At 64.3% G+C, this 26,471-nt stretch carries 25 protein-coding genes; 17 read left to right on the top strand and 8 right to left on the bottom strand.

Annotation, left to right across the window (positions count from 1 at the left end; all coding sequences use genetic code 11):
- Window positions 1-90: 90 nt before the first annotated feature.
- The 3 genes from L2Y97_RS08350 to apbC form a co-directional block, all read right to left on the bottom strand.
- Entirely contained in the window at window positions 91-591 is a 501-nt protein-coding gene (locus L2Y97_RS08350) for a hypothetical protein (protein ID WP_247435329.1), read from the bottom strand.
- A gap of 86 nt (window positions 592-677) precedes the next feature.
- Window positions 678-1,244: a dCTP deaminase gene (gene dcd, locus L2Y97_RS08345; RefSeq protein ID WP_247435326.1), complete on the bottom strand. Its 567-nt coding sequence runs from the start codon at window positions 1,242-1,244 to the stop codon at window positions 678-680.
- A 34-nt stretch (window positions 1,245-1,278) separates the two neighbouring features.
- Complete coding sequence (apbC, locus tag L2Y97_RS08340) at window positions 1,279-2,364, bottom strand: iron-sulfur cluster carrier protein ApbC (RefSeq protein WP_247435324.1); 1,086 nt, start codon at window positions 2,362-2,364, stop codon at window positions 1,279-1,281.
- Window positions 2,365-2,617: 253 nt separating this feature from the next.
- On the opposite strand from apbC, the gene L2Y97_RS08335 reads away from it, so the two are divergent.
- From L2Y97_RS08335 to nth, 4 genes are read left to right on the top strand one after another with little or no spacing between them, the layout of a single operon-like run.
- Window positions 2,618-3,064 (top strand): DUF2147 domain-containing protein, encoded by a 447-nt coding sequence (locus L2Y97_RS08335; RefSeq protein WP_247435321.1) that lies wholly within the window; start codon window positions 2,618-2,620, stop codon window positions 3,062-3,064.
- 53 nt (window positions 3,065-3,117) lie between these two features.
- Complete coding sequence (gene metG / locus L2Y97_RS08330) at window positions 3,118-5,226, top strand: methionine--tRNA ligase (protein ID WP_247435319.1); 2,109 nt, start codon at window positions 3,118-3,120, stop codon at window positions 5,224-5,226.
- A gap of 23 nt (window positions 5,227-5,249) precedes the next feature.
- Entirely contained in the window at window positions 5,250-5,858 is a 609-nt protein-coding gene (locus L2Y97_RS08325) for an RnfABCDGE type electron transport complex subunit B (RefSeq protein ID WP_247435316.1), read from the top strand.
- Entirely contained in the window at window positions 5,855-6,490 is a 636-nt protein-coding gene (gene nth, locus L2Y97_RS08320) for an endonuclease III (protein ID WP_247435314.1), read from the top strand. Before L2Y97_RS08325 ends, nth begins: the two co-directional genes overlap by 4 nt.
- 150 nt (window positions 6,491-6,640) lie before the next feature.
- Here the strand turns inward: nth and L2Y97_RS08315 are convergent, their stop codons facing one another.
- From L2Y97_RS08315 to L2Y97_RS08305, 3 genes are all read right to left on the bottom strand, one after another.
- Complete coding sequence (locus tag L2Y97_RS08315) at window positions 6,641-8,158, bottom strand: SulP family inorganic anion transporter (RefSeq protein ID WP_247435311.1); 1,518 nt, start codon at window positions 8,156-8,158, stop codon at window positions 6,641-6,643.
- A 12-nt stretch (window positions 8,159-8,170) separates the two neighbouring features.
- Entirely contained in the window at window positions 8,171-8,860 is a 690-nt protein-coding gene (locus L2Y97_RS08310; protein ID WP_343218395.1) for a carbonic anhydrase, read from the bottom strand.
- A 229-nt stretch (window positions 8,861-9,089) separates the two neighbouring features.
- On the bottom strand, window positions 9,090-9,431 hold the full coding sequence (locus tag L2Y97_RS08305) for a hypothetical protein (RefSeq protein WP_247435309.1): 342 nt from the start codon (window positions 9,429-9,431) through the stop codon (window positions 9,090-9,092).
- Window positions 9,432-9,743: 312 nt separating this feature from the next.
- Here L2Y97_RS08305 and L2Y97_RS08300 point away from each other — a divergent pair, with 312 nt between their 5' ends.
- From L2Y97_RS08300 to L2Y97_RS08270, 7 genes are all read left to right on the top strand, one after another.
- Window positions 9,744-10,214, top strand: a complete 471-nt coding sequence (locus L2Y97_RS08300; RefSeq protein WP_247435307.1) for a hypothetical protein — start codon at window positions 9,744-9,746, stop codon at window positions 10,212-10,214.
- Between the two features lie 108 nt (window positions 10,215-10,322).
- On the top strand, window positions 10,323-10,988 hold the full coding sequence (locus tag L2Y97_RS08295) for a response regulator (protein WP_247435304.1): 666 nt from the start codon (window positions 10,323-10,325) through the stop codon (window positions 10,986-10,988).
- A complete protein-coding gene (locus tag L2Y97_RS08290; RefSeq protein ID WP_247435302.1) occupies window positions 10,985-12,379 on the top strand; it encodes an ATP-binding protein in 1,395 nt (464 codons plus the stop codon). The genes L2Y97_RS08295 and L2Y97_RS08290 overlap by 4 nt, the downstream gene beginning before the upstream one ends.
- A 120-nt stretch (window positions 12,380-12,499) precedes the next feature.
- Window positions 12,500-15,739, top strand: a complete 3,240-nt coding sequence (locus tag L2Y97_RS08285) for an efflux RND transporter permease subunit (protein ID WP_247435300.1) — start codon at window positions 12,500-12,502, stop codon at window positions 15,737-15,739.
- Window positions 15,729-16,913 (top strand): efflux RND transporter periplasmic adaptor subunit, encoded by a 1,185-nt coding sequence (locus L2Y97_RS08280; RefSeq protein WP_247435297.1) that lies wholly within the window; start codon window positions 15,729-15,731, stop codon window positions 16,911-16,913. Before L2Y97_RS08285 ends, L2Y97_RS08280 begins: the two co-directional genes overlap by 11 nt.
- Window positions 16,906-18,342: an efflux transporter outer membrane subunit gene (locus tag L2Y97_RS08275; RefSeq protein ID WP_247435295.1), complete on the top strand. Its 1,437-nt coding sequence runs from the start codon at window positions 16,906-16,908 to the stop codon at window positions 18,340-18,342. The genes L2Y97_RS08280 and L2Y97_RS08275 overlap by 8 nt, the downstream gene beginning before the upstream one ends.
- On the top strand, window positions 18,329-18,868 hold the full coding sequence (locus tag L2Y97_RS08270) for a hypothetical protein (protein ID WP_247435292.1): 540 nt from the start codon (window positions 18,329-18,331) through the stop codon (window positions 18,866-18,868). The genes L2Y97_RS08275 and L2Y97_RS08270 overlap by 14 nt, the downstream gene beginning before the upstream one ends.
- Window positions 18,869-18,933: 65 nt before the next feature.
- Here L2Y97_RS08270 and L2Y97_RS08265 read toward each other — a convergent pair whose 3' ends face one another.
- Window positions 18,934-20,316, bottom strand: a complete 1,383-nt coding sequence (locus L2Y97_RS08265) for a carbohydrate porin (protein ID WP_247435290.1) — start codon at window positions 20,314-20,316, stop codon at window positions 18,934-18,936.
- Window positions 20,317-20,528: 212 nt separating this feature from the next.
- Between L2Y97_RS08265 and rnt the strand changes: the two genes are divergently transcribed.
- From rnt to phoU, 6 genes are all read left to right on the top strand, one after another.
- Entirely contained in the window at window positions 20,529-21,188 is a 660-nt protein-coding gene (gene rnt / locus L2Y97_RS08260; protein ID WP_247435288.1) for a ribonuclease T, read from the top strand.
- A gap of 176 nt (window positions 21,189-21,364) precedes the next feature.
- Window positions 21,365-22,357, top strand: a complete 993-nt coding sequence (pstS, locus tag L2Y97_RS08255; RefSeq protein WP_247436746.1) for a phosphate ABC transporter substrate-binding protein PstS — start codon at window positions 21,365-21,367, stop codon at window positions 22,355-22,357.
- Between the two features lie 119 nt (window positions 22,358-22,476).
- The gene (gene pstC / locus L2Y97_RS08250) at window positions 22,477-23,508 is read left to right on the top strand and encodes a phosphate ABC transporter permease subunit PstC (RefSeq protein WP_247435285.1); all 1,032 of its coding nucleotides are present in this window, start codon (window positions 22,477-22,479) and stop codon (window positions 23,506-23,508) included.
- Window positions 23,508-24,374, top strand: a complete 867-nt coding sequence (pstA, locus tag L2Y97_RS08245; protein WP_247435282.1) for a phosphate ABC transporter permease PstA — start codon at window positions 23,508-23,510, stop codon at window positions 24,372-24,374. The genes pstC and pstA overlap by 1 nt, the downstream gene beginning before the upstream one ends.
- Before the next feature lie 82 nt (window positions 24,375-24,456).
- Window positions 24,457-25,200, top strand: coding sequence for a phosphate ABC transporter ATP-binding protein PstB (gene pstB / locus L2Y97_RS08240; protein WP_247436744.1), 744 nt, complete (start codon window positions 24,457-24,459; stop codon window positions 25,198-25,200).
- A 22-nt stretch (window positions 25,201-25,222) separates the two neighbouring features.
- Window positions 25,223-25,942, top strand: coding sequence for a phosphate signaling complex protein PhoU (gene phoU, locus L2Y97_RS08235; protein WP_247435279.1), 720 nt, complete (start codon window positions 25,223-25,225; stop codon window positions 25,940-25,942).
- Between the two features lie 182 nt (window positions 25,943-26,124).
- On the opposite strand, the gene sugE is transcribed toward phoU, so the two are convergent.
- The gene (gene sugE, locus L2Y97_RS08230; RefSeq protein ID WP_247435276.1) at window positions 26,125-26,439 is read right to left on the bottom strand and encodes a quaternary ammonium compound efflux SMR transporter SugE; all 315 of its coding nucleotides are present in this window, start codon (window positions 26,437-26,439) and stop codon (window positions 26,125-26,127) included.
- Between the last annotated feature and the right edge of the window lie 32 nt (window positions 26,440-26,471).

Genomic DNA, 26,471 nt, shown 5'->3' with positions numbered 1-26,471 from the left:
CAGGCCCTGCGGCGCTCTCGCGAACAGCGTCGCCCACAGGGTGGGCTCCTGCCGTAACGAAGAAGGCCGGCTTGCGCCGGCCTTCGATGTTTACTGCTGCGTCTGCGGGTCGTACGCGCCGCTGGATGCTTCCTTGCCCTTCATGCGATCGGGCAGGTCGGCCTTGTGCGGGGTATCTTCCAGCTGGCGGGCTTCGCTCTCAACCGCGTTGAGGCGGACCAGCTCCCCCTTCTTGTCGTAGTACACGGCAAAACCGTAATCCAACGCCATGCGGGCCATGAAGCCCAGGTGGTTGTCACGGATCTTCGAATCGTCGCTGGGCAGCAGCAGCACGGTCTTCGGCAGCTTGCCGGTGTCCTTCAGGTAGGCAAAGTGGCTGCCGGCATCGGCCGCGGAAAGCACGGCGCCGTCGAGGGTCTCGAACTGGCCGCTCTTGTAGGCCTTCAGCGTGTAATCGAACTTGCCCTGCTCAGAGCTCGTGGCGATCACGTCGCCCTTGGACGCGCCACGGTGGCAGCCGGCGAGCACCAGCATGCTGGCGAGGAACAGCGCCGCGGCAATGCGGCCCATCAGGGTGGGAACTCGGGTCATGCGTGTCTCCGTGGATCGTTGGTACGGGCGGAAAAGGCGAGTCTACCGCGCCCGGGTGTCGGGCGCGGGTGCGACCATGAAGGCGTTCAGGTGCTTGGCAGGGTCACGCCGCGCTGGCCCTGGTACTTGCCGCCGCGGTCGGCGTACGACACTTCGCAAACCTCGTCGGATTCGAGGAAGAGCATCTGCGCCACACCCTCGTTGGCGTAGATTTTTGCGGGCAGCGGCGTGGTGTTCGAGAACTCCAGCGTCACGTGGCCTTCCCACTCCGGTTCGAGCGGGGTCACGTTCACGATGATGCCGCAGCGGGCATAGGTGCTCTTGCCCAGGCAGATGGTGAGCACGTTGCGCGGGATGCGGAAGTACTCAACCGTGCGCGCAAGGGCAAACGAATTCGGCGGAATGATGCACACATCGGACTTCACATCGACGAAGCTGCCCTTATCAAAGGCCTTCGGGTCGACGATGGTGGAGTTGATGTTGGTGAACACCTTGAACTCGTCGGCGCAGCGGACGTCGTAGCCGTAGCTGGACGTGCCGTAGGACACCAGGCGGTGGCCGTCGCGCTCCTTGACCTGGCCAGGCGCGTACGGCTCGATCATGCCGTGCTGCTCGGCCATGCGGCGGATCCACTTGTCGGACTTGATGCTCACTTACAGTTACTCCCTCGCTGGAGCGGAAAGGATATCAGGTGTTCTGGATGACGATCTTCGGGAACGAGATCGCTTTGTTCTTCGCCTGCAGCGAGAGCTTCGCCGCCGCCCCACGGGCGATCGCCCGGTAGCGCGCCGCGAGATCAGAATCCGGCATGGCGACCACGGTGGGCTTGCCATCGTCAGCCTGCTGACGGATGCGGATATCCAGCGGGAGCTCACCCAGGAAAGCGATGCCGGCCTCTTCCGCCATGCGCGCGCCGCCGCCGTGGCCGAAGATGTGCTCCTCGTGTCCGCAGTTCGTGCAGACGTGGGTGGCCATGTTCTCGATGACGCCCAGCACCGGCACTTCCACCTTGCGGAACATGCCCAGCGCCTTGCGGGCATCCAGCAGGGCGATGTCCTGCGGCGTGGTGACGATGACCGCACCGGAGACAGGCACCTTCTGCGACAGGGTCAGCTGGATATCGCCGGTGCCCGGCGGCAGGTCGATGATCAGGTAATCGAGCTCTTCCCAGCGCGTGTCATTCAGGAGCTGCATGAGGGCCTGGGTGACCATCGGGCCGCGCCAGATCATCGGGGTGTCTTCCTCGATCAGCACGCCGATAGACATGGCCTGGAGGCCATGGGCCTTCATCGGCTCGATGCTCTTGCCGTCGGGCGACACCGGCTTGCCGGACAGGCCCAGCATCCGCTGCTGGCTCGGGCCGTAGATATCGGCGTCGAGCAGGCCGACCCTGGCACCTTCGGCCGTCAGGGCCAGGGCCAGGTTCACGGATACCGTGGATTTGCCGACACCGCCCTTGCCCGAGGCCACGGCGATGATGTTCTTCACACCCGGCATGGGGGCGAGCTGGCCCTGCACCTTATGGGCATGGACGCGCCAGCCCACGGAGACGGCGGCCGCCGTGATCCCCGGCTCAGCCTCGAGGGCCGCCTTCGCGTCGGCGGCGGCCTGGGCCACGTAGCCCTCGGCCGGATAGCCGAGCTGGATATCGACCGACACGCGGTCGCCATCCACGCCCACGGCGCGAATGGAGGTGCTCAGGGGCTGTCCGGAATGAGGGTCGATGACGCGGTCGAGCACGCCGCGCACAAGGGTTTCGCTGGCCTGGGACATGGGGAAATGAGGAAAACCTAAGATGACGCGATTATGGCACGCCCGTGGCGGGGCGGCCCCGCCGGGGCCGAACGCTGCGGGCGATGCTGGCCGTGGAACAGCAGCGGGGCCTGTGGCGTCGTCGCGAAAGGATGTCGCCCACTGGGTGGGCTCCGACGCTGAATATTGCCGGGTGGCGCGTTGCAGCTTGACGGGCTGGGGCGGCTTCGTCAGGCTCCGGCCGTACCTGACCGTATGGGGAGCCCACGAGCCTATGAAGCACCTGATCCGTACCGCCGCCGCCCTCGCCTTCGCGACCGCAGCCCTCCCCGCCCTTGCCGCCACCGATTCCCCGGTGGGCAAGTGGAAGACCATCGACGACAAGACCCACGAGGTGAAGTCCATCGTCGAGATCACCGAGAACCACGGCCTGCTGGAAGGCAAGGTCCTGCAGGTGCTCAAGTCCGACAAGGGCCCGCACCCGGTCTGCGACGAGTGCGATGGCGACCGCAAGGGCAAGCCCATCGAAGGCATGACCATCATGTGGGGCCTGAAGAAGAGCGGCGATGAATGGTCCGGCGGCCAGATCCTGGACCCGGCCAAGGGCAAGATCTACAAGGTCACCCTCACCCTGGTCGATGGCGGCCAGAAGCTGGACGTCCACGGCTATATCGGTTTCTCGCTGCTCGGCCGCAGCCAGGAATGGGTCCGCGCCGAGTAACGCCACGGCGGGCCATGCCATAATCCCCGGTCCTACAGCCGACCGTGCGAATCATGGCCCGCCGCATCCTCGTCACCAACGCCCTCCCCTACGCCAATGGCCCGCTGCACCTGGGCCACATGCTTGGCTATATCGAAGCCGATGTCTGGGCGCGGGCGCAGCGAATGCAGGGCAACGAGGTGTGGTACGTGGCCGGCGAAGACGCCCACGGCACACCGATCATGCTGGCCGCCGAAAAGGTCGGTAAGACGCCCGAGGAATACATCGCGGGCATTCGCGCGAGCCACGAAGCGGATTTCACCGATTTCCACTTCAGCTACGACCAGTACCACACCACGCACTCGCCGGAGAACCAGGAGATCGCCACGGCGATTTACCTGAAACTGCGCGAGGGCGGCTACATCGCGCGCCGCGATATCCAGCAGTTGTACGACCCCACCCGCGACATGTTCCTGCCCGATCGCTACATCAAGGGCACCTGCCCGGTGTGCGGTACGCCCGACCAGTACGGCGACAACTGCGAGAACTGCGGCGCGACTTACGCGCCTACCGAGCTGTTGAACCCGTACTCGGTGATGTCCGGCGCCACGCCCATCCTGCGCGATTCGGAACACTACTTCTTCGAGCTGGGCAAGTTCGAGCAGCTGCTGCGCGACTGGTTCGCCGGCAAGCTCACCGGTGGCAAGCGCGTGGCCGACAGCAGCGTGGCCGCGAAGCTCGCCGAGTGGATCGATGGTGGCCTGCGCGACTGGGATATCTCCCGCGACGCGCCCTACTTCGGCTTCCCGATCCCCGACGCACCGGGCAAGTTCTTTTATGTCTGGCTCGACGCGCCGGTCGGCTATCTCGCCTCGTTCAAGGCACTGTGCGAGCGCAAGGGCCTGGCGTTCGATGATTTCCTCGGCAAGGACAGCACCGCCGAGATGCACCACTTCATCGGCAAGGACATCATCAATTTCCACGGCCTGTTCTGGCCGGCGATGCTGCACGGCGCGGATCTGCGCGTGCCCACCGCCCTGCACGTCAACGGCTACCTGACGGTGAACGGCGCGAAGATGTCCAAATCGCGCGGCACCTTCATCCAGGCGCGTACCTACCTGGATTCGGGGCTCGACCCGGAAGCGCTGCGCTACTACTTCGCCACCATGCTCGGCCCGCAGCCGGTCGATGTGGACCTGGACCTGAAGTCGTTCGAGGAGCGGGTGAACTCGCACCTGGTCGGCAAGTGGGCGAACATCGCCAGCCGCACCGCAGGCTTCGTGAACACGCACTTCGCCGGCAAGCTGGCCGATCGTTTTGACGACGAGGCCACCACGCTGTGGGGCGAACTGCTCGCGCAGTACGAGGGTGTCGAGACCCTGTACGAAGCGGATGAATACGCGGAAGTCACCCGCCGCTTCGTCGCCATGTCCGATGCGGTGAACGGCTACATCGCCGCGAAGGCTCCGTGGGTTATCGCCAGGGACGAAGCACGCCGCGATGAGCTGCAGCAGGTCTGCACGTTCGCGCTGAATGCGTTCCGCCTTCTTTCGGGCCTGCTCAAGCCGATCATCCCGGTGACCGTCGCCGCGGCCGAGACCTTCCTCGGCGGCCCCATCGAATCGTTTGCCGACGCACGCCGCGAGCTGTTCGGCCATACCGTCAACGCCTTCTCGCCGCTGTTCGGCCGCCTGGATCCCAAGAAGATCGAAGCGATGGTCGACGCATCGAAGGAATCGCTCAGCCCCGCCGAGCAGGCCCGAGAGGCCGCCAAGGCGGACGCCAAGAAAACCAAGCCCAAAGAAGCACCGAAAGCCATGACTGATACCGCCGCCGCTCCCGCCGATACCGCCACCATCTCGATCGACGATTTCGCCAAGCTCGACCTGCGCATCGGCAAGGTGCTCGCCTGCGAGTTCGTGGAGGGGTCGGACAAGCTGCTGCGCTTCGAGCTGGATGCAGGCCCGCTGGGCAAGCGCCAGATCTTCTCGGGCATTCGCGCCGCGTATGGCGAGCCGGAAACGCTCGTGGGCCGCAACGTGGTCTTCATCGCCAACCTCGCGCCGCGCAAGATGCGCTTCGGCCTGTCCGAGGGCATGATCCTTTCCGCCGGTGACGGCGGTGCGGATCTGTTCCTGCTGGATGCCGACCAGGGTGCGGCACCGGGCGCCACCGTTCGCTAAAACGCTTCGGTTTTGCGCCAGCCATGACGCCAACGCTTGCCGATCGCATCGACCACCTGCTGCCGCAGACCCAGTGCGAGCAATGCGGGTTCCATGGCTGCCGCCCGTATGCCGAGGCTATCGCCACGGGCGAGGCACCGATCAACCGGTGCCCGCCAGGCGGTGCACTGGGGATCGCACGGCTGGCGGCACTGCTCGATCAGCCCGTCATCCCGCTCGATACCTCGCGCGGCGCGGAAAAGCCCCGCATGCTCGCGCGGGTGATCGAGGCTGACTGCATCGGTTGCACCAAATGCATCCAGGCTTGCCCCGTGGATGCCATCCTGGGCGCGGCCAAGGTGATGCATGTGGTCATGAGCGACCTGTGCACCGGCTGCGAGCTGTGCGTGCCCGCCTGCCCGGTCGATTGCATCACGCTCGATCCCATGCCGCTGGCGCAGGCTGATGACCGCGCCCATGCCGATGCCGCCCGCGCGCACTTCCAGCGCCGCGAGGTTCGATTGGCGCGCGAGCGTGCCGCGCGCGATGAACAACTGGCCGCAAGCAAGCGCGATGTCGGCGCGCCTGCAGCCCGCAACGCCGTACTCGAAGCCCTGGCCCGCGCCAAAGCCAAGAAGAAGGATTCGCCGTGAAGAAGGCCGACATCATCGAGATGTTCACCCGCCTGCGCGAGCTGAATCCGCATCCGAAAACGGAACTCGAATACACCACGCCGTTCGAGCTCCTGTCCGCCGTGGCGCTGTCCGCGCAGGCCACCGATGTGGGCGTGAACAAGGCCACGCGCAAGCTCTTTCCCGTGGCGAACACGCCACAAAAGATCCTGAAGCTTGGCCTGGAAAAGCTGAAGAGCTATATCAGCACGATCGGCCTGTACAACAACAAGGCGAAGAACCTGATCGCCATGAGCCAGATCCTCGTCGACCAGTACGGCGGCGAGGTGCCCGAATCACGCGAGGCGCTGGAATCGCTGCCGGGTGTTGGCCGCAAGACCGCGAACGTTGTACTCAACACGGCGTTTGGCCAGCCCACGATCGCGGTGGATACGCACATCTTTCGCGTCGCCAACCGCACCGGCCTGGCGCCTGGCCCGGATGTGCGCAAGGTGGAAGACAAGCTGGAAAAGGTGATCCCGAAGGAATTCATCCAGGACGCCCACCACTGGCTGATCCTGCATGGGCGCTACGTATGCAAGGCGCGCAAACCGGAATGCCCCACCTGCGCCATCGTGGATCTCTGCGCGTACAAGCAGAAAACCAGAGCCTGACAAGCGGCAGAATCACCCCGTGCTGCAGGAGCCCACCCTGTGGGCGACATCTTTCGCGACACCCCACATAGCCCTGACACGGGGTCGCGAAAGATGTCGCGCACAGGGTGCGCTCCTACAGGGGCACCGCTGTGCGCGATATGGTCCTGGTTACGCCGCCTGGCGGTTACCTTCCACGCGGCGGTTCAACTCCTGCCAATCCACGATCAGCTCGCAGCCACGCTTGGAAGCATTGCGGCCCCACTCGCGCAGCAGTTCCAGCGACGCCTGGTCCACGTGCAGAAGCTGGTCCATCGACACCTGCAGGCGGGTGTTCGGCGGCACGCCTTCCAGCGTACGAGCCATGGTCGGTACCTTCAGGAACGTGGCAGAGCCTTCCAGGTGCAGCGTGGCATGGCCAGGCTCGTCGTGGTGCTTCACGTCCATCTTCAGCTTGGACGATAGCAGCGCCAGGCGGAACAGCGACAGACCGAAGCCAACGATGACACCGGTAAGCAGATCGGTAGCGACAATGGCCACCGTGGTCGCGACATAGACCGCGGCGGTGCCCTTGCCGTAGGCAGCAAGATCCTTGATCTGCTTCGGGTTCACCATCTTCACGCCGGTAAACACGAGGATGCCGGCCAGGCACGATACCGGGGTCATGCGCATCAGCCACGGCAGAAGCATGACGAAGCCCAGCAGCCAGGTACCGTGCAGGATGGTAGCCATGCGCGTGGCGGAGCCGGCCTGCACATTGGCCGCACTACGCACGATCACGCCAGTCATCGGCAGCGCGCCGAGGAAGCCGCAGATCATGTTGCCCACGCCCTGTGCCGTCAGCTCACGGTCGTACTGCGTGCGTGCACCATCGTGCATGCGATCCACCGCGGCGGCGGAAAGCAGCGTCTCGGCACTGGCGATGAATGCGAACGTCACCGCCGCCACCAGCAGGGCACTATCGAACAGACCGAACAGGCTACCCATGCTCGGCAGGCTCACCGCCGAGAACAGGTTGGCCGGCACATCCACGCGCTTCACATCCAACGCGCCCAGCTGGGCGGTCAGCGTCATGGCGATCACCGCCAGCAATGCGCCTGGCACAAAGCGTAGCTTGGCCGGGCGCAGCTTCTCCCAGCCCAACATGATGCCGATCGTGCCAAGACCAATCAACAGTGCGGTCATGCCCTGCCCTTCACCCGCACCAGTCACGGCCTCGAAGGCCGCCCCCGGAAGCGCCGCGAAGTTCTCCAGGCCACGGGCCATGGGGATGGCATCCATCAGCACGTGCGACTGCGACGCCACGATCAGGATACCGATGCCGGACAGCATGCCGGCCACCACGGCCGGCGAGGTCATGCGGAACCACACACCGACCTTGCACAATCCGGCCACCACCTGGATCAGGCCGGCAAGGAGCACGACGGGACCAAGGGCGGCCACGCCGTGCTCGCGCACCAGTTCAAACACCAGGACCGCGAGGCCCGCCGCCGGGCCGCTGACCTGCAGCGGCGAACCGGCAATGGCGCCTACGACGATACCGCCCACGATACCCGTGATGAGGCCGGCGCTGGGCGGCATGCCCGATGCGATGGCAATACCCATGCACAACGGCAGTGCGACAAGAAAAACGACCACCGAACCAAGGAGGTCGCGGCCAAACAGGCCCTGGGAGAAATAAGTGCGCATAGGGAGCTTCCTTTAAGCGGCAGACGCCACCGCCACCGGCACGGAGAACCGTGCGTGCGGCGTAGCATCACGAACGTCGGCCGGATCCGTCGCGAGCGGACGGAACTGGCCTTCCAGCGGATCGAAGGCGGTGATCTCCGTCTTCGCGATGTCATAGATCCAGCCGTGGATACGCAAGCTGCCATTCGCCATGGCTGCAGCCACGGCGGGCAACGTGCGCAGGTGCTCCAGCTGGCCTACGACGTTTTCTTCGGTGAGGTAACGCAGGCCTTCCTCGCCCTGGATCGTCGGGCGGTTCTCGGCAACGACGTAACGCGCCACATCGGCGTGCTTCAGCCACTGCTCCACGGAGGGTTTGCCCTTCAGGGCGGCCGGGTTTTGCAGGGCCTTCATGGCGCCGCAATCGGAGTGGCCGCAGATCACGATGTGCTGCACCTTGAGCGCGGTCACGGCGTATTCGATAGCTGCAACAACGCCACTGACATGCTGCGCGTACGGCGGCACGATATTACCCACGTTGCGGTAGACGAACAGATCGCCCGGCTGCGCGTTGAACATCAGCTCCGGCATGATGCGCGAGTCGGCACAGGTGATGAACATCGTGTGCGGCGTCTGCCCGGAAGCCAGGCGCGCGAACGTTTCGCGCTGCTCGCTGGTCATGTCACGGCGGAACTGGTCGAAGCCCTGGATGAGACGTTCCATGGTGTTTCTCTCTCTTTGCTGAGGGATGGGGGTTGCGGGCATAAGGGCCCGCTGGCGTGCCGCCGAACGGCGCGCCGATACATTCGATTAGGGGGCAAACAGCATCTGTAGGAGCGCGCTTGCGCGCGATCACCGGCGGCGGAAGAGCCTGGGGACCAGCGACGCCTCGCGAAAAGATGTCGCGCGCAGGGCGCGCTCCTACATGGGGTGCGCAGCGCGCACCGGGGGCTTACGCGATGGGAGGGCGCAGCTCGAAGCTGTGGTGGTGCGCGTGGGGATCCGGCGTCACCGCTGGTGGGTGCGCGGCGGCGGAGCGCGCGAGGGGAAGCGCGTGCTCGGGGGGCACATCGAAGGTGTCGTCGAGGCTGACCGTGTTGTCTTCGAGCGACGGGGTCGGATCGATATCGTCGCCGCTGGCGGTGTCATCAAGGACGACGGCAGCGTGGACAACGTGCTCCAACGGGGTATCGCAAGGCGCTGCCTGCACCGACACGCACGCGACGAACAAGGCAAGCAGCACGAAGGACGTGCAAGCGGCGCGGCGCATGAGGTTGGCGAGGAAAGTGCCCATGTGGGCGAACCTAGCCAGCGGCCATGACAGTTGCAAGTAGCGCGGCGCACCAAATTCAGGATCAGCCGCATAAAAGGACCTAAATCAAGACGTGGCGCACACTTACGACGAGCGGAACATACCGTTTCCCGCCATTTCGTTCAGCATTTGGACGTCTTTACGCGGCACCGCAGAGTGAGACGATTCTTAGCCGGGTCGCGAAACACAAAAGCCACAGAAAAGATTTCGCTCCGAACATGCTGCCCACCCGAAGAGCCATCTTCACAAGGCGGCACCATGAAACCCGGCAAAGCTACGATCAGAAATACCTGCATGGCGTTAGCCATCACCTCGCTCGCCTCGGCATGCTCAGCGGTGATAAGGACCGAAGCGCAGGCGACCGATACCTACGACCATTGGAACGGGCAGATGGACCACATCCCCTTCCTGGTGCACTACCCCGACGGACGACTGGTAGAAACAGACCGCTCCGGGCATCCCCTGGCAGGCCCTTCCGCAACGACGGCTCCAGACCGTGTCGAGGTGTATGTCGGCACGTTTCCCGGCCCCAACGCAACCCTATGCGAAGAGCCACCCACAGCCGAACAACGCGCCCTGCACCCCAAGGCGCCTGATGTCGTGGCGGCGCTCTGCGACCACACCCGTACCGTGGTCTACTTCAGCGACAAGGCTGGTAGCGGCTCGCTGGCGGACACGGGGAGCTATGTCGTAAGAGTGGACAAGCTGGTGCGAAAGGCCCTTGGCGGCGGTGACCCCGGGGCCCCGGACCCGGACATGGAATGACCAGGAAAGGCTGGGGCCGCTAAACTGTCGAAATCGTTCACAAAAGGTTGGGAAAAGACTTCGCCGGCATCCTCGTCGTCTTTATGCCCTTTTCGCAGCCACGCGGCCATGCACATCCTTCTTATCGAAGACGACATTGAACTCGGCGAGGCCATCAAGCACGCGCTGGAGCACCAGTCGTATGCCGTGACGTGGCTGACGGATGGCCGCACGGCCGCCAGCGCCATGTCGGATCCGTCATTCGACCTGCTTTTGCTGGATCTTGGCCTACCCGGGAAGGACGGCCTGGAGCTTCTGATGGAAGGCCGCCGGGCGGGTGTGAAGACGCCGATACTCGTGATGACCGCCAGGGACACACCCGAAGCGCGCATCAAGGGCCTGGATACCGGGGCCGACGATTACCTGGTCAAGCCGTTCCATCTGGGTGAATTGTCCGCGCGGATCCGGTCGCTCACCCGGCGCGCGCAGGGCCTGGTGGATAACCGCGTGGCGGTTGGCAACCTCGTGCTCGACCTGGGCACCACCGATGTCGAATACCACGGGCAGAAGATCACCCTGACGCGCCGGGAGTTCGCGCTGCTTCGTGTACTGATGGAGCGCGCGGGGCGCATCGTGCGCCGCGAAAGCCTGGAAGGATCGATCTACGGCTTCGACACGATCGTGGAACGTAACGCCATCGAAGTCCACGTGCATTGGCTGCGCCGCAAGCTCAGCCCCGATGTCATCCACACGGTACGTGGTATCGGCTACATGATGCCAAGGGAGCCGAAATGACCGCGCCCAGCCTGCGCGCCCGGCTAACGTGGCTGATCATCCTCGTGCAGGTCATCGTGCTCATACCGCTGGGCGTCCTGAGCTACCAGCGCGAGCAGCACGAGATGAACCGATTGCTCGACGGCCGCCTCGCCCAGGCAGGGCGGACTTTGGGCACGCTCATCGCCTATAACGAAAAAGGCTACACCGACGAGGATGCCCACCACGCGTTGCAGTTGGCGACCGATGCCCAGCGCGGCACGGTAGTCGTCGCCGTGCACCCCAAGAGCTACGAGCCGGAAGTGGGGTTCCAGGCATATGACGCGCATGGCGTCCTGATCGCCGCCACGGCCAACCTGGCCGACCTTCCCACGCCGCACGCCGATGAGCGCGGCTTCAGCGATATCGAGCACAAGGGGGCCAACTGGCGGCTGTTCACCCTCACCAACCGCTTCGACCTCACTATTCGTATCGGCGAGCGCGCGGAGAACCGGTCGGAAATTACCCGCAGCCTGATCCTTGAGCACTCGCTGCCGCTCGTCATCGGCCTGCCCTTGCTGGCCATCCTCGCCAGCCTCGCCGTCAGGCAAGGCCTGCGCCCATTGGACAAGCTGACCCGGCTACTGGCAGCCCGGGCACCGCGCAGCCGGACACCGATAGCGCTCGAACGATCGCCCGACGAAATCAAGCCGCTGGTTGCCGCACTGAACCAGCAGCTGGAACGGCTGGAAGATGCACTCGAACGCGAGCATCGCTTCGCAGGCGACGTGGCGCACGAGCTGCGTACGCCGCTGGCAGCCACCATGATCCACCTTGAAAGCGCACTCATCGCAAGCGATGCCGACGAGCTCGGGTTCACACTCAACAAGGCCCGGCGCAGCCTGGGCCGGCTTGGCCGGCGCATCGAGCAGATTCTCGCCATTGCGCGTCTCGAGGCCGGCGCTGCCGCGGACCAACGCGTGTCCCTCGATCTTGTATCCCTCGCCACCGAGGTGGTCGAAGAATTCGCACTGCTCATCGGCGAGAAGGATATTTCGCTGAGCCTTACCCACGAGGAGCCAGAGCTGCGCGTTATCGGGCACGAGGTGGCGCTCACCGCCATGTTGCGCAACCTGCTGGAGAATGCGCTGCGGCACACACCGGAACGGAGCGGTGTCGACATCGATATACATCGTGATGACCGGACCATCGTCATCACCGTTTGTGATGACGGCCCGGGCATTTCGCCTGATCTGCGCGACCTGGTATTTCACCGCTTCCAGCGCGGGGCCCAGGACAAAGCCATGGGTTACGGCCTTGGCTTGAGCATCGTACAGCGCGCCATTGAACTGCACGACGGCCAGATCGCGTTGCTTGACGGGCCGCCCGGCCGTGGCCTGCTTGTGCGCATACGCCTGGAAGCCACCAGCTAAGCCGACCCGAAAAAAGCACAAAAGAATTCCACAAGGAACAGACGGAACAATGGCAATGGGTGATGTGACCCAAGCCGCCGTGAGATATCCGTCCATGAAACCGCCCGCGTCGCCTGCCCCATGCTAGGACTTGTCCGCATCGCGCTGTCGCGCCCCTACACGTTCATCGTCCTTGCGCTGTTGATCCTGATCGCGGGACCGATGGCCGCCCTGCGGACGCCGACCGATATCTTCCCGAACATCGGCATCCCGGTCATCAGCGTGGTGTGGACGTACAATGGCTTGCCACCCGACCAGATGTCGGGCCGCGTCATCTATTACTACGAGCGCCAGCTCACGACCTCGGTCAACGATATCGAGCATATCGAATCGCAATCCCTTCCTGGCGTCGGCATCGTCAAGATCTTCTTCCAGCCAGGCGTCGATATCCGCACCGCCACGGCGCAGGTGACCTCGATTTCGCAGACCGTGGTGAAGCAGATGCCGCCAGGCATTACGCCGCCGCTCATCCTCAACTACAACGCGTCGACCGTACCGGTCCTGCAGATGGCGCTCTCCAGCCCGACCCTGTCCGAGGCGACCATCCGTGACATCGCGCAGAACTTCATGCGGCCCACGCTCATCTCGGTGCCTGGCGTCGCCATCCCCACGCCGTATGGCGGCAAGCAAAAGCAGGTCACGCTGGACCTGGACCCACACGCCCTCGCGGCCAAGGGCCTCTCCGCACAGGACGTGGGCAATGCGCTTGCCGCGCAGAACCAGATCATTCCGGTCGGAACGGCCAAGATCGGCACGTACGAGTACCACGTGCAACTCAACAACAGCCCTACCGCGATCGATGAGCTCAACGACCTGCCGATCCGTACGGTGAATGGCGCGACCATTACGATCGGTGATGTTGCCCATGTGCGCGACGGCGCGCCACCACAGAACAATGTCGTGCGCGTCGACGGCAAGCGCGCGGTACTCATGCCGGCGCTTAAGAACGGCAACGCCTCCACGCTGGACGTGGTGGCGGGCATCAAGAAACTGCTTCCGCTTATCGCCGAGACGCAGCCCAGGTCACTGAAGATGGATTTGCTTGGCGACCAGTCGATCTTCGTGAAATCGGCGGTGGCATCGGTTGCCCGTGAAGGTGTGATCGCCGCCGTGCTCACGTCGGTGATGATCCTGCTGTTCCTTGGCAGCTGGCGATCGACCATCATCATCGCGCTATCCATCCCCCTGGCGATCCTCTCGGCGATCGCCCTGCTCGCCGTATTTGGCCAGACACTGAACGTGATGACCCTGGGCGGCCTGGCACTTGCGGTCGGCATTCTTGTCGACGATGCCACGGTCACGATCGAGAACATCAACTGGCACCTGGAGCAAGGCAAGGAGGTCATCCCGGCGATCCTCGATGGTGCCCAGCAAATCGTGACGCCCGCTTTCGTCTCGCTTCTGTGCATCTGCATCGTGTTCGTGCCGATGTTCATGCTGGATGGCATCGCCGGCTTCCTGTTCCGGCCCATGGCGCTGGCCGTCATCTTCGCCATGGCGTCGTCTTTCATCCTGTCGCGCACACTGGTGCCGACACTGGCGATGTTCCTGCTGAAGCCGCACCACCTTGAACAAGGGCCGGGACACCACCCGGAAGACGGCTACCTGAACCATCACGAGGGTGACCAGCACGCCCGCGCGCGCCGGAGCGCCCCCGTGCGTGCACTCCTGACATTCCAACTGGCGTTTGAGCGAGGCTTCACGCGCGCAAGGGATACGTACTACGGCATCCTCGGCATGGCACTTTCCCATCGCAAGCCGTTCATCCTCGGCTTTCTTGCCTTCGTCCTGGTGTCGTTCGCCTTGTTGCCCGCGCTGGGCAGGGATTTCTTCCCCACCGTTGATGCCGATTCCCTGTCGCTCCACGTTCGTGCCCCCATGGGCACCCGCGTCGAAGAAACCGCGGCGGAGTTCGACCACATCGAGCGCACCATTCGCGCGGTGATTCCGCCCGATGAACTCGGCACGATCATCGACAACATCGGCCTGCCGCTGAGTGGCGTGAACCTGGTGTACAGCAGCAGCGGCACGATCGGGTCACAGGATGGTGACATCCAGATCACCCTGAAAGAAGGGCACCGTCCCGCTGCTGAGCTGATGAAGCGCCTGCGCGAGGTGCTTCCCCGCGACTATCCCGGTACGCAATTCGCGTTCCTGCCATCGGACATGACCAGCCAGATCCTCAATTTCGGCGCGCCGGCGCCGCTGGATGTATCGATCGCCGGGCGCGACCGGAAAGCCAACGAAGCCTATGCCGAGACGATCATGAGGGCGATGCGAAAGATCGACGGCATCGTGGACGTCCGCCTTCAACAGAGTTCCAGCTATCCGCAGCTCAACGTGAAGGTCGACCGCGTGCGCGCCGATGGCCTGGGCATCACCGAGCGCGACGTGACCAACAGCATGGTGGCGTCGCTGGCTGGCAGCTCGCAGGTGGCACCAGCCTTCTGGCTGAACCCGAAGAACGGGGTGTCGTACGCCATCGTTGCCTCGACGCCGCAATACCTGATGGATTCCATGGCCGACCTGAAGGCGTTGCCGGTCACGGCATCCGGCGGCGGTGCGACGCAGATCCTGGGCGGCGTTGCCAGCTTTACGCGCGGCCCGAGCGATGCGGTGGTGTCGCATTACAACATCATGCCGGCGTACGACATCTATGCGTCGATCCAGGGTCGCGACCTGGGCGGCGTGGCTGCCGATGTCCAGGCCGTACTGGCGACATATGCCGGCACGCGCCCCGCAGGCACGCAGGTCAACCTGCATGGCCAGGTTGGCACGATGAACGCGGCCTTCAGTGGCCTCCTGTTCGGCCTGGCCGGTGCCGTGGTGCTGATCTACCTCCTGATCGTGGTGAACTTCCAATCCTGGCTCGATCCCTTCGTCATCGTGACGGCACTCCCGGCAGCGCTTGCCGGCATCGTGTGGATGCTCTTCCTCACCCACACGAGCCTTTCTGTCCCTGCGCTGACCGGCGCCATCATGTGCATGGGCGTCGCCACGGCGAACGCCATCCTGGTGGTGAGCTTCTGCCGCGAGCGGCTCGCCGAACACGGCGATGCCATGAAGGCGGCGCTCGAGGCCGGATTCACCCGCTTCCGCCCGGTGTGCATGACGGCACTGGCCATGGTGATCGGCATGCTGCCGATGGCCCTCACACAGGAACAGAACTCACCCCTTGGCCGTGCGGTCGTGGGTGGCCTGATCTTTGCCACCGTGGCCACCCTGCTGTTCGTCCCCGTCGTCTTTGCCATCGTGCACGGGCGCGCCGCACCGGCCGCGCTCGGACACCGCACCATCGGAACCCACCCCCATGTCGCCTGATACGCCTATCGCACCGGTACGCCCGATGCGCATTCGCCTTGCCCTGGCCATCGGCGCGGCGCTTGCCGTCGCGGCTGTCGTGACAGGCCTTTCCCTGCGCACCGTCGAATCCCACGACCTTAGCCGCTGGACCCAGGCCCAGCTGACACCGAGCGTGCAGGTCATTTCGGCGGCGTCGCTGGGAAGCACACAGGGCCTCACCCTCCCCGGCCACCTCGATGCATGGATTGCGACACCGATCCACGCCCGGGTGGGCGGCTACCTGAAGCAATGGAACGTCGATATAGGTGAGAAAGTGAAAGCCGGCCAGGTACTGGCGCAGATCGATACGCCGGAGCTCGACCAGCAATTCGCGCAGGCCCGGGCCGAACTGGTGCGCACGCAAGCCAATGTACGGCTGGCCGATACCACCGCCAGGCGCTGGCAGAACCTGCTGCAATCGCATTCGGTTTCAAAGCAGGAAGCCGACGAGAAGGCCAGCGAGGCTGAAACCGCCCGCGCCAACCAGCTGGCGGCAAAGGCCGATGTCGACCGCCTGGCGGCGCTGGAGTCGTTCAAGCGCATCGTCGCGCCGTTTGATGGCACGGTCACCGCGCGCAATACCGATATCGGCGACCTGATCACCGCCAACAACGATGGCGGCACACCCCTGTTCTCTATCGCCGACACGAGCAAGATGCGGCTGTATACGCAGGTGCCGCAGGGGTACGCATCGTCGATCGTGCCGGGCATGAAGGTCCGGCTGCTCGTGCTTGGCCATGGGGGCGAGACGGTCGATGCCACGTTGATCGGTACATCCCACGCGATCAACCGGGCATCCGGCACCTTGCTTGCCCAGTTCCGCGTGGAAAACCCGCGACAGGATCTGCTACCCGGTGACTTTGCCGAAGTACAGCTCGCTACCCACGCACCCGGCCAGTCGGTCACGGTACCCGCCACGACGTTGCTGTTCCGCGCGGCCGGCCCACAAATCGCCGTCCTGGGCAGCGGGAACCATGTCGTTTTGCGCGATGTACACATCGCCATGGACCTGGGCGACAAGCTGGTCATCGACCACGGCCTGCGCCCCAACGACCGGATCATCGATCACCCGACCGATTCGCTTGCGCAGGGTGACCTCGTGCAAGTGGCCACGCCGTTGGCGGGTGACGGGAGTCAAGCGAAGCATGCCTGAGATGCTTATTCGCACGATGTGCACTGCTGCACTGCTGGCCCTGTGCGGGTGCTCGCTCGCACCAACCTACACACGCCCTGCGCTGGCTCCGTTGCCCGACGCCTTCAAGGGCGCCGTGGCTCCGCAGGGTTGGTCGCTGGCGTCGCCGGCGGATACGAACTCGCGAGGCGACTGGTGGCGCCTCTATGGCGACACCACACTGGATTCTCTCGAAGACACGCTCAACAAGGATAATCCCGATATCGCGCTATCGCTCGCGCGCCTGGATGCGACGCGCGCCGTGCTCCAGCAGTTGGGCACGGCACAGGCGCCCAACGCTGGCATCGACGCCAGCCCAACGAATGATCGGCAGTCGGACCGCCGCCCCCTGCGAGGCGCGAACCAACCGAACGAATACGATACCCGCACCCTCGGCACCTCGATTGGCTACGAGCTTGACCTGTGGGGACGCATCCGCAATGAGGTGGCGCAAGGCAAGGCCCAGGCGCAAGCCGCCGAAGCGGATGTCGCCACCGCCCGGCTAAGCCTGCAGGCACGGCTGGCCGACCTCTACCTGCGCTTGCGCGATGAAGATGTCGAAGGGCGAATCATCGCCGATTCGCTGAAGGCCTTCGGCGAGGGCCGGCAAATTACCCAGAACCGCATGGACGGTGGCGTATCGTCCGGCCTCGACGTAGCGCGCGCCAATGCGCAGTACGCCGACGCCCAGGCCCAGGCCACGGAGAATCGCGCTCAGCGCGCGCTCACCGAGCACGCGATCGCCGCGCTCCTCGGGCAGCCGGCCTCGTCGTTTTCCCTACCCGTGCAGGCAGCGCCCCTTGCGCCACCCGGCATTCCCCTCGGCGTACCGGCCACCTTGCTTGAACGCCGCCCCGATATCGCGGCAGCGGAGCGGCGTGCATTCGCTGCCAACGCGGGTATCGGCGTCGCGCGGGCCGCGTTTTATCCGGACATCAGCCTGAGCGCCGCGCTTGGCTTCCAGGATGTAGGCCACGGCGACCTCCTCCAGGCGGGCAATCGGTTCTGGACGCTTGGCCCACTCGCCTCGTTGAACCTGTTCGACGGAGGGCTGCGCCGGGGCCGCGAAGCACAAGCACGAGCCGAGTTCGCCGCCGCCTCTGCGCAATACCGCCATGTGGTGTTGCAGGCGTTCGCGCAGGTGGAAGACAACCTCACGCTGCTCCAGGAGCTAGGCCGCGAAGCGAACGAGGAAAGTGCCGCCGCCGGCGCGGCGAGGCAATCGCAGGTACTGGCCACCCATCGCTACAACGAAGGCGTCGTGAGTTATCTGGAAGTTGTCACCGCGCAGACGGCGGCGCTCAAGGCCGAACGGACGGCTGAGCGCGTCCGCATGCGCCAGCTGCAGGCAAGTGTCGATCTGATCCGCGCGCTCGGCGGTGGCTGGCGCACACCCCATGACAAAGCTTAAGGAGAAACATTACGTGCTGAACCGCCCTATCACCCGCCTTGGCCTGTTGGTTGGCGTGGCCGCCTTGGCCACGGGCTGCGCCGCCCATCTGCAAACCCGGACCGTGCAGCCATCGGATACCTACGATGCGTGGGCGACACGCATGGAGACCATGCCGTTCGTCTTCCACCGTGCCGGCGGCCCGACGGAGGTCTACGACGTGCACGGACACGCGTGGTCCGGCGCACAGGGCAGCGCGGATGCGGCCGATGGCCAGCGCGTGGATATCTACGTGGGTGGGCTGTCCACGCCAGCGACCAGCCTGTGCTCCGCGACAGGCAGTGCGGCTGCCAGTGGCACGGGCGTGGATGACACCAGGGTCACGGCGGCGATCTGCGATCACCAACGGACCGTCGTCTCGTTCGACGAGCATGTCCGTGCACGGGTCCTCGCCACCAAGCCAGCGTATGTCCCGCGCGTACGCCACCTGTTGCTCGAAGGTATCTGGGAAAGCGTGGCCCAGGAACCCGAGCCGCTGCACACATAAAGAAAACGGCGGGCCTGCGCCCGCCGTTTGGTTCGTCCTTGAGCAGAACTCCGTTCCGATACCGCTTAGAAGCTCAGCATGCCCCAGACGCCCACTTCGTTCGTCTTGTAGCCATACGGGGCGATGGTCGGGCCGTCCAGCTTGTTGTGCTTGTAGACGAGCGCGAGCTTCAGGTTCTTCAGGATGTCGTAAGAGACACCGGCGTTGTAGTACTTGTCCTTGATCTTTTCCTGGACGTCCGACAGGTTCGTGTACTTGTAGTCCACATTGTCGTAACGAGCGAACACCGCCCACTGGTCAACGAACTTCCAGTCAGCCCACAGCGAGTAGCCGTCGGCCTTGTCCTTCTTGGTGTTGTTCGCTGCACCCGGGCCCGTCGTGCCGCCGACGTACTTCAGGATGTCGTCCCAGTTCTCGGTGTGGAAGTATTCCACGCCCGCGCCCCAGGTCTTGTCACGCCACGCGATGAGCGCGTCGCCACGCGTTGCGGTGCGGGTGTCGGCGCCGTTCTCGACGTCGTTGCCGCGCTTGCCGGTGTAGCCACCAACGGCGATCACCATCTGCTCGATCGGCGAGTAGCCGAAGCGACCTTCCGTATCCACCGACTTCGAGCGGCTCAGGTTGCGGTAGCCGCGGCCGTTGACGACCGACAGCTGGTAGTTGACGGAGTTATCACCCGCCGTCGCGCCGAGGGCGTGGATACCCCAGTCGGACGAGTTGCCGAACGCGCCCACGCCGCCAGCCGTCGCGGTGCCGCCCGAGCGGCCGCCTTCGAACGAACGGTCGGTGATGGTGTTCTCGACGTAGCGGTAGCCGTACCACTTCTCGACGAACGGAATCCAGGGCATGTCGGCCGCACCGAAACGCACCGTGAAGAGCGGATCGAACTTGCCCTGCACGTAGGCCTTCTTGACGAACAGGCTGGTGGACGACAGCGACGACTGGTAGCTGAAGTCGGTGGTCAGGTTGGCCGACCACACGTCGTCGAACTTGTGGTCGACGGTCAGGTAGAAGCGCTTGACGTCGAAGCCGGTGCCATTGGTGGAACCGTGGCCGTCCTTCTTCGTGCTCGGACCGGTGACGCCCTTCTCGGTGTGATCCTGGTTGGTCACGTCGAAGAACATCGTGCCGCCGATATGGGTGTTATCGACCAGCTTGTTCAGCGCATCGAGCTTCTTGGCGAGCTCGTCGGCCGGCTTGGCGGAGGCGACCTGCACGTCGTTGACGGCCTTGGCGGTCTCGACCTGCGCGTCAGCCTGGGCTTCCTGCTTGGCCTGCAGATCGGCGACCTGCGCCTGCAGTGCGGCCAGCTGAGCCTGGAGCTGCTGAAGGGTGGCGGCATCGACCGTGACACGAGCCGGGGCCTGCTGCTTGGTGGCAGCCATGGCCGAGAAGCTGGTCACGCCCAGACCGGCAGCGATGGCCACCGTGAGCAACTTGGAACGCATGGGATTTCTCCGCTAGGTATGGAATGTGTGTGTGGACCCCTGTGCCCCTGCCTGAGGAATTTCTGTCCGAAACTTCTCAATCAGGGCCAACGGCGCGAAGGATGGGCCCCGGCTTTTACGGTTCGATGGTTTTTTTGTTACAAGATGACGACATCAGCACATCGGCTTAACGTCTGGTGCCGGGTTGGCTGGGGGCTGGTATCCTTCACGGCATGGATACGACGAGTAACAGCACCGCCCTGGCCATGGCCGGACGGTTCCGGGGGTTCCTGCCGGTTATCGTGGATGTGGAAACGGGCGGCTTCGATGCCGAACGGGATGCCCTGCTGGAAATCGCCGTGGTCGCCATCCGCATGGAACCCTCGGGGTTCCTGGTCCCGGAGCCGGCGGTTTCAGCCAATGTGGAGCCGTTCCCGGGCGCCAATATCGATCCGCGTTCCCTGGAGGTGACCGGGATCGACCCAGACCACCCGTTCCGCGGCGCCCTGCCCGAGCGGCAGGCCCTGGATCACGTATTCAATGCGGTGCGCGACGCGGTCAAGGCCGCGGAATGCCAGCGGGCCGTGCTGGTGGGCCACAACGCCGCGTTCGACCTGGCCTTCCTTAATGCGGCCGTGCGCCGCGTGGGCCACAAGCGCAACCCGTTCCATCCGTTCAGCTGCTTCGATACCGCCACCCTGGGCGGGCTCGCCTACGGCCAGACCGTGCTTAGCAAAGCTGTCATAGCCGCGGGCCTATCCTTCGATACGCGCGAGGCCCATTCCGCCGTTTATGACGCGGAACGCACGGCCGAGCTGTTCTGCGAAATCGTGAACCGCTGGCGCCGGCTAGAGCTTGCCGAGGCCGATCGCGTGACCTCCGTCGCAGTTTGAGGCATTTCGTAAGCTTTTGAATATGACAGCAAATCGGCCGCTGTCATACATCTGAAACATTCAACACATTTCATTGCAACACGGCAGGGCTGGAATACGGCCCGGGCGGGCCTTCGCCCGACACTCATTCAACCGAGGAATCCTCCGTGTTCACACGCAAACTCCGCATCGCCGCCATGGTGGCCGTATCGCTGTTCGGCATGGGCGCCGCCCAGGCGACCGACATCACCGGCGCTGGCTCGAGCTTCGTCTATCCCGTCCTCTCCAAGTGGTCGGCGAGCTACAGCGAAACGACCGGTAACAAGATCAACTACCAGTCCGTCGGTTCGGGTGCGGGTATCGCCCAGATCAAGGAAGGCACCATCGACTTCGGCGCCTCCGACGCCCCGATGAGCGGTGAAGATCTCGCCAAGTTCGGCCTGGGCCAGTTCCCCAGCGTCGTCGGCGGCATCGTGCCGGTCGTGAACCTGCAGGGCGTCCAGGCTGGCCAGCTGAAGCTGACCGGCGCCGTCCTCGCCGACATCTACATGGGCAAGATCGCTCGCTGGAGCGATCCGGCGATCGCCGCCCTGAACCCGGGCCTGAAGATCCCCGACAACAAGATCACGGTCGTGCACCGCTCGGACGGTTCGGGCACCTCGTTCAACTTCACCAATTACCTGTCGAAGGTGAGCCCGGAGTGGGCATCCAAGGTGAAGTTCGGCACGGCCGTCGAGTGGCCGGCTGGTGTGGGTGGCAAGGGTAACGAAGGCGTGTCGCAGTACGTGCGCCAGATCCCGGGCTCGATCGGCTACGTCGAATACGCTTACGCCAAGAAGAACAGCATCTCGTACGCGCAGCTGCAGAACGCTTCGGGCAAGTGGGTCCAGCCGAACGCCGAAACCTTCGGCGCCGCCGCGGCCACGGCTGACTGGGCTTCGGCCAAGGACTTCAACGTGATCATGACCAATGCCCCGGGCGACCAGGCGTGGCCGATCACCGCGACGACCTGGATCATCATGTACAAGAAGTCGAAGAACGCCTCGCACACCAAGGTCGCGTTCGATTTCTTCAAGTACTCGCTGGAGAAGGGCCAGTCGGCCGCTGCGTCGCTCGACTATGTCGCGCTGCCGGCCACGCTGGTGCAGAAGATCGAAGCCTACTGGGCCTCGGACTTCGGCAATAAGTAACAGGCCGCTGCCATCCGGCTGACATGTAAGCCGGTCACGGTAACGACCCACCGGGGTCGCCGCCCCTGCACGGGGCGGCGGCCCTCAAGTTTGCACAGGCCCCAGGAAACCGCATTCGCATGCACGCCACCGTCAGCAACGACGTTCCGAGCGCCGAGCGCACCGCCGAAGCGGCACGCAACGCCAAGGACACGCGCGACGATCGAATCTTCGGGTGGGTCCTCAAGGCCTGCGCCCTGCTTGTCCTGCTCGCCCTGGTGGGAGCCGCCGGCTCCACCCTGTGGCTGGGCTGGGATGCGTTCCATACCTTTGGCTTCGGCTTCCTCACCAGCGCCACGTGGGATCCGAGCAACGATCAGTACGGCGCGCTCGTACCGATCATGGGTACCGTCGGCACCGCCTTCATCGCGCTGCTGTTCGCCGTGCCGGTCAGCTTCGGCATCGCCCTCTTCCTTACCGAGATCGCGCCGCAATGGCTGCGCGGCCCCGTCAGCTCCGCCATCGAACTGCTCGCAGGCATCCCGTCGATCATCTACGGCATGTGGGGCCTCTTTATCTTTGCCCCGTTCGTCGCCGAGCACGTCAAGCCCTGGCTGATGAACAACTTCAGCGCCGATCCGCCCGATGGCCAGGTTTCGTGGCTGGTGCAGCACGTGCCGTGGATCGCGAGGTTCTTCTCCAGCGAATACCCCTTCTTCGGTGCCGGCGTCTTCACCGCCGGCCTCGTGCTCGCCGTGATGATCATCCCGTTCATCTCCTCGGTGATGCGCGAAGTGTTCCAGACCGTCCCCACCCGGCTGAAGGAATCGGCTTACGCGCTGGGCTCCAGCACCTGGGAAGTCGTGTGGGACATCGTGGTGCCGTATACCCGCACCGCCGTGATCGGCGGCATCTTCCTCGGCCTGGGTCGTGCGCTCGGCGAGACGATGGCCGTGGCCTTCGTGCTGGGTAACACGTTCAAGTTCTCCTGGTCGTTCCTGGAAACGGGAAGCTCCATCGCCTCGACCATTGCCAACCAGTTCGGCGAGGCCCAGGGCCTGCAGCGCTCGTCGCTCATGGCCATCGCCTTCCTGCTCTTCGTGGTGACCTTCATCGTGCTGCTGATCGCCCGCCTCATGCTGCGCCGCCTGAAGACGAAGGAGGGCAAGTAATGTCGACATCCCTCTACACCCGGCGCCGCGTCAAGAACATCGTGGCGATGACGCTGAGCATGCTGGCCACGGCCATTGGCCTGTTGTTCCTGGCCTGGATCCTGTGGGAAACCCTGAGCCAGGGCCTGGCCGGCCTGAAGCCGCAACTGTTCACCAAGATCACCGCCTACCGCGAAGAAGGCGGCCTGGCCAACGCCATGGTCGGCAGCCTGATCCTCAATGTGCTGGGCATCCTGATCGCTACGCCGATCGGCGTTGCCGCAGGTACATGGCTCGCTGAGTATTCGCTGCGCTCGAAGCTTGGCCCGACCATCCGCTTCCTCAACGACATCCTGCTTTCGGCGCCGTCGATCGTGCTGGGCCTGTTCGTCTACACGATCGTGGTGCTTCCGTCGAAGTACCTCACCGATGGCGAAGTCACGTTCTCGGGTATCGCCGGCGGTATTGCCCTGGCACTGATCGCCCTGCCCGTCATCGTTCGCACCACGGATGAAATGCTGCGCCTCGTGCCGGGCACGCTGCGCGAAGCCGCCCTGTCCCTCGGTGTGCCGCAGTGGAAGCTGACGATGCAGATCCTGGTGCGTTCGGCGCGCTCGGGTATCGTCACCGGCATCCTGCTGGCCCTGGCCCGCATCAGCGGCGAAACCGCCCCGCTGCTGTTCACGGCCTTCGGCAACAACTTCATGACGTTCAACCCGCTCGACAAGATGCCGAGCCTGCCGCAGGTCATTTACGAGTACACCAAGGATCCCAGCCCGGACATCAACGTCCTTGCGTGGGCTGGTGCGTTCGTCCTGACCATGTTCGTGCTGGCGCTCAGCCTCATCGCCCGCTTCGCCTTCCGCTCCAAGGTGTCCCATGACTAACATGAACCAAGTCGCCTCCCAGCCGGGCTTCGGCACGTCGCCGCACCACGGTGGCGTGGAAGTGGGTGATGCGCCCGCGAAGATGACCGTGCGCGACCTGAACTTCTACTACGGCGAATTCCATGCGCTGAAGCACATCGCGCTGGATGTACCGGAAAAGAAGGTCACCGCCATCATCGGCCCGTCGGGTTGCGGCAAGTCCACCCTGCTGCGCATCTTCAACCGCATCTATGCGATTTACCCCGGCATGCGTGCCGAGGGCGAGATCGTGCTGGATGGCGAGAACATCCTCGACCCGAAGTACTCCATGAACCGCCTGCGCAGCAAGGTGGGCATGGTGTTCCAGAAGCCGGTCCCGTTCCCGATGACCATCTTCGAAAACGTGGCTTACGGCATCCGCCACCACGAGAAGCTGGGCCGCTCGGCCATGGAAGAGCGCGTGGAACAGGCCCTGCGTGGCGCCGCGCTGTGGGATGAGGTCAAGGACAAGCTGAAGCAGAGCGCCCTGGGCCTCTCCGGCGGCCAGCAGCAGCGCCTGTGCATTGCCCGCGGTATCGCCCTGAAGCCCGAAGTGCTGCTGCTGGACGAGCCGACCTCGGCGCTCGACCCGATCGCCACGAGCCGTATTGAGCAGCTGGTGGAAGAGCTCAAGAAGGACTTTACGATCGTTATCGTTACCCACAACATGCAGCAGGCGGCGCGTTGCTCGGACATGACCGCCTTCATGTACATGGGTGAGCTGATTGAATTCGACCGGACCGAAAAGATCTTCACGAAGCCGGACAAGAAGCAGACCGAAGACTACATCACCGGCCGTTTCGGCTAAGCCCCCACTTTCGAGGCAAGCGATGAATACCCCGCACCAGCACATCATCAAGAGCTACGACGACGAGCTGAAGCGCCTGACCGGCGAGATCGTTCGCATGGGCGAGCTGGCCGTGGCACAGCTGGAGGCCGCGATCGACGTGGTACAGCGCCGCGACGAGCGCGCTGCCCAGCGCGTGGTCGATAACGATGACGCGATCGACGCGCTCGAGCACGATATCAGCCAGGACGTGGTGCGCCTCCTCGCCCTGCGCGCGCCCATCGCGGGCGACCTGCGCAATGTGTTTGCCGCGCTGAAGATCGCCGCCGATATCGAGCGCATTGGCGACTACGCTGCCAATGTGGCCAAACGCTCGATCCCGCTGAGCCGCGTGGCGCCGATCACTGCCGCGGGCGGCTTGGCCAACCTGGCCGAACTGGCCGCCGAGCAGCTGCGCAACGTGGTCAAGGCGTACCACGACCAGGATGCCGAGGCCGCCTATGAGGTCTGGAAATCCGACGCCGAGCTCGACGAGGCCTACACCGTGGTGTTCCGCGCCCTCCTCACGTACATGATGGAAGATCCGCGCAACATCACCCCGTGCACGCACCTGCTGTTCATGGCCAAGAACATCGAGCGCATCGGTGACCATGCCACCAACATCGCGGAAAACGTATGGTTCGTGGTCCACGGCGAACCGCTGGTAGCCCCGCGCACCAAGCGCGACGACACCGCCAGCCCGGATTTCACCGCCAAGCCGTAACCGTAAAGCGGATGTCACCACCCTTGTGGGAGCGCGCTTGCGCGCGAACCTCACAGCGGTAGTCGATACGAACGAGGCCATGCACAACATCAAGCCCGATGTGATGCATGGCCTCTTTCGTTTTCAGGTAACTCCGGGAGTTCGCGCGCAAGCGCGCTCCTACAGGGGCGTGCCGAGCGTGATCAGGCGGTGAGCTTCAAACCCAGGATGCCGGCCACGATCAGGCCCACGCATAGCAGCCTCAGCGGCTGCGCCGATTCACCAAACAGCACGATACCCAGGGTCACGGCGCCCACGGCGCCAATGCCTGTCCACACCGCATAAGCCGTGCCCAACGGCAGCTTCTTCGCTGCGAACGCGAGCAACACGATGCTCACCGTCATCGCGCCCACGGTGAGCACGCTCGGCACCAGCTTCGAGAAGCCCTCGGTGTATTTCAGGCCAACGGCCCACGCGATCTCGAAAAGACCGGCCAGGAATAGCATCGTCCAGTACATGATCTGGCTCCGCACAGGCGGGGTCGTCCCCG

Source organism: Luteibacter aegosomatissinici (genome assembly GCF_023078495.1).
Taxonomy (GTDB): Bacteria; Pseudomonadota; Gammaproteobacteria; order Xanthomonadales; family Rhodanobacteraceae; genus Luteibacter; species Luteibacter aegosomatissinici.
This window is presented reverse-complemented; position numbering and strand designations above follow the sequence as displayed.

Coding starts and splice junctions, on each gene's coding strand:
- L2Y97_RS08315 (WP_247435311.1), bottom strand. CDS start 8,158: ATGCGCACTTATTTCTCCCAGGGCCTGTTTGGCCGCGACCTCCTTGGT.
- apbC (WP_247435324.1), bottom strand. CDS start 2,364: ATGTCCCAGGCCAGCGAAACCCTTGTGCGCGGCGTGCTCGACCGCGTC.
- L2Y97_RS08290 (WP_247435302.1), top strand. CDS start 10,985: ATGACCGCGCCCAGCCTGCGCGCCCGGCTAACGTGGCTGATCATCCTC.
- L2Y97_RS08335 (WP_247435321.1), top strand. CDS start 2,618: ATGAAGCACCTGATCCGTACCGCCGCCGCCCTCGCCTTCGCGACCGCA.
- phoU (WP_247435279.1), top strand. CDS start 25,223: ATGAATACCCCGCACCAGCACATCATCAAGAGCTACGACGACGAGCTG.
- pstA (WP_247435282.1), top strand. CDS start 23,508: ATGTCGACATCCCTCTACACCCGGCGCCGCGTCAAGAACATCGTGGCG.
- L2Y97_RS08295 (WP_247435304.1), top strand. CDS start 10,323: ATGCACATCCTTCTTATCGAAGACGACATTGAACTCGGCGAGGCCATC.
- pstC (WP_247435285.1), top strand. CDS start 22,477: ATGCACGCCACCGTCAGCAACGACGTTCCGAGCGCCGAGCGCACCGCC.
- L2Y97_RS08300 (WP_247435307.1), top strand. CDS start 9,744: ATGGCGTTAGCCATCACCTCGCTCGCCTCGGCATGCTCAGCGGTGATA.
- L2Y97_RS08265 (WP_247435290.1), bottom strand. CDS start 20,316: ATGCGTTCCAAGTTGCTCACGGTGGCCATCGCTGCCGGTCTGGGCGTG.
- pstB (WP_247436744.1), top strand. CDS start 24,457: ATGACCGTGCGCGACCTGAACTTCTACTACGGCGAATTCCATGCGCTG.
- L2Y97_RS08310 (WP_343218395.1), bottom strand. CDS start 8,860: ATGGAACGTCTCATCCAGGGCTTCGACCAGTTCCGCCGTGACATGACC.
- metG (WP_247435319.1), top strand. CDS start 3,118: ATGGCCCGCCGCATCCTCGTCACCAACGCCCTCCCCTACGCCAATGGC.
- L2Y97_RS08275 (WP_247435295.1), top strand. CDS start 16,906: ATGCCTGAGATGCTTATTCGCACGATGTGCACTGCTGCACTGCTGGCC.
- L2Y97_RS08325 (WP_247435316.1), top strand. CDS start 5,250: ATGACGCCAACGCTTGCCGATCGCATCGACCACCTGCTGCCGCAGACC.
- pstS (WP_247436746.1), top strand. CDS start 21,365: ATGGTGGCCGTATCGCTGTTCGGCATGGGCGCCGCCCAGGCGACCGAC.
- rnt (WP_247435288.1), top strand. CDS start 20,529: ATGGATACGACGAGTAACAGCACCGCCCTGGCCATGGCCGGACGGTTC.
- sugE (WP_247435276.1), bottom strand. CDS start 26,439: ATGTACTGGACGATGCTATTCCTGGCCGGTCTTTTCGAGATCGCGTGG.
- L2Y97_RS08280 (WP_247435297.1), top strand. CDS start 15,729: ATGTCGCCTGATACGCCTATCGCACCGGTACGCCCGATGCGCATTCGC.
- L2Y97_RS08285 (WP_247435300.1), top strand. CDS start 12,500: ATGCTAGGACTTGTCCGCATCGCGCTGTCGCGCCCCTACACGTTCATC.
- L2Y97_RS08305 (WP_247435309.1), bottom strand. CDS start 9,431: ATGGGCACTTTCCTCGCCAACCTCATGCGCCGCGCCGCTTGCACGTCC.
- L2Y97_RS08270 (WP_247435292.1), top strand. CDS start 18,329: ATGACAAAGCTTAAGGAGAAACATTACGTGCTGAACCGCCCTATCACC.
- L2Y97_RS08350 (WP_247435329.1), bottom strand. CDS start 591: ATGACCCGAGTTCCCACCCTGATGGGCCGCATTGCCGCGGCGCTGTTC.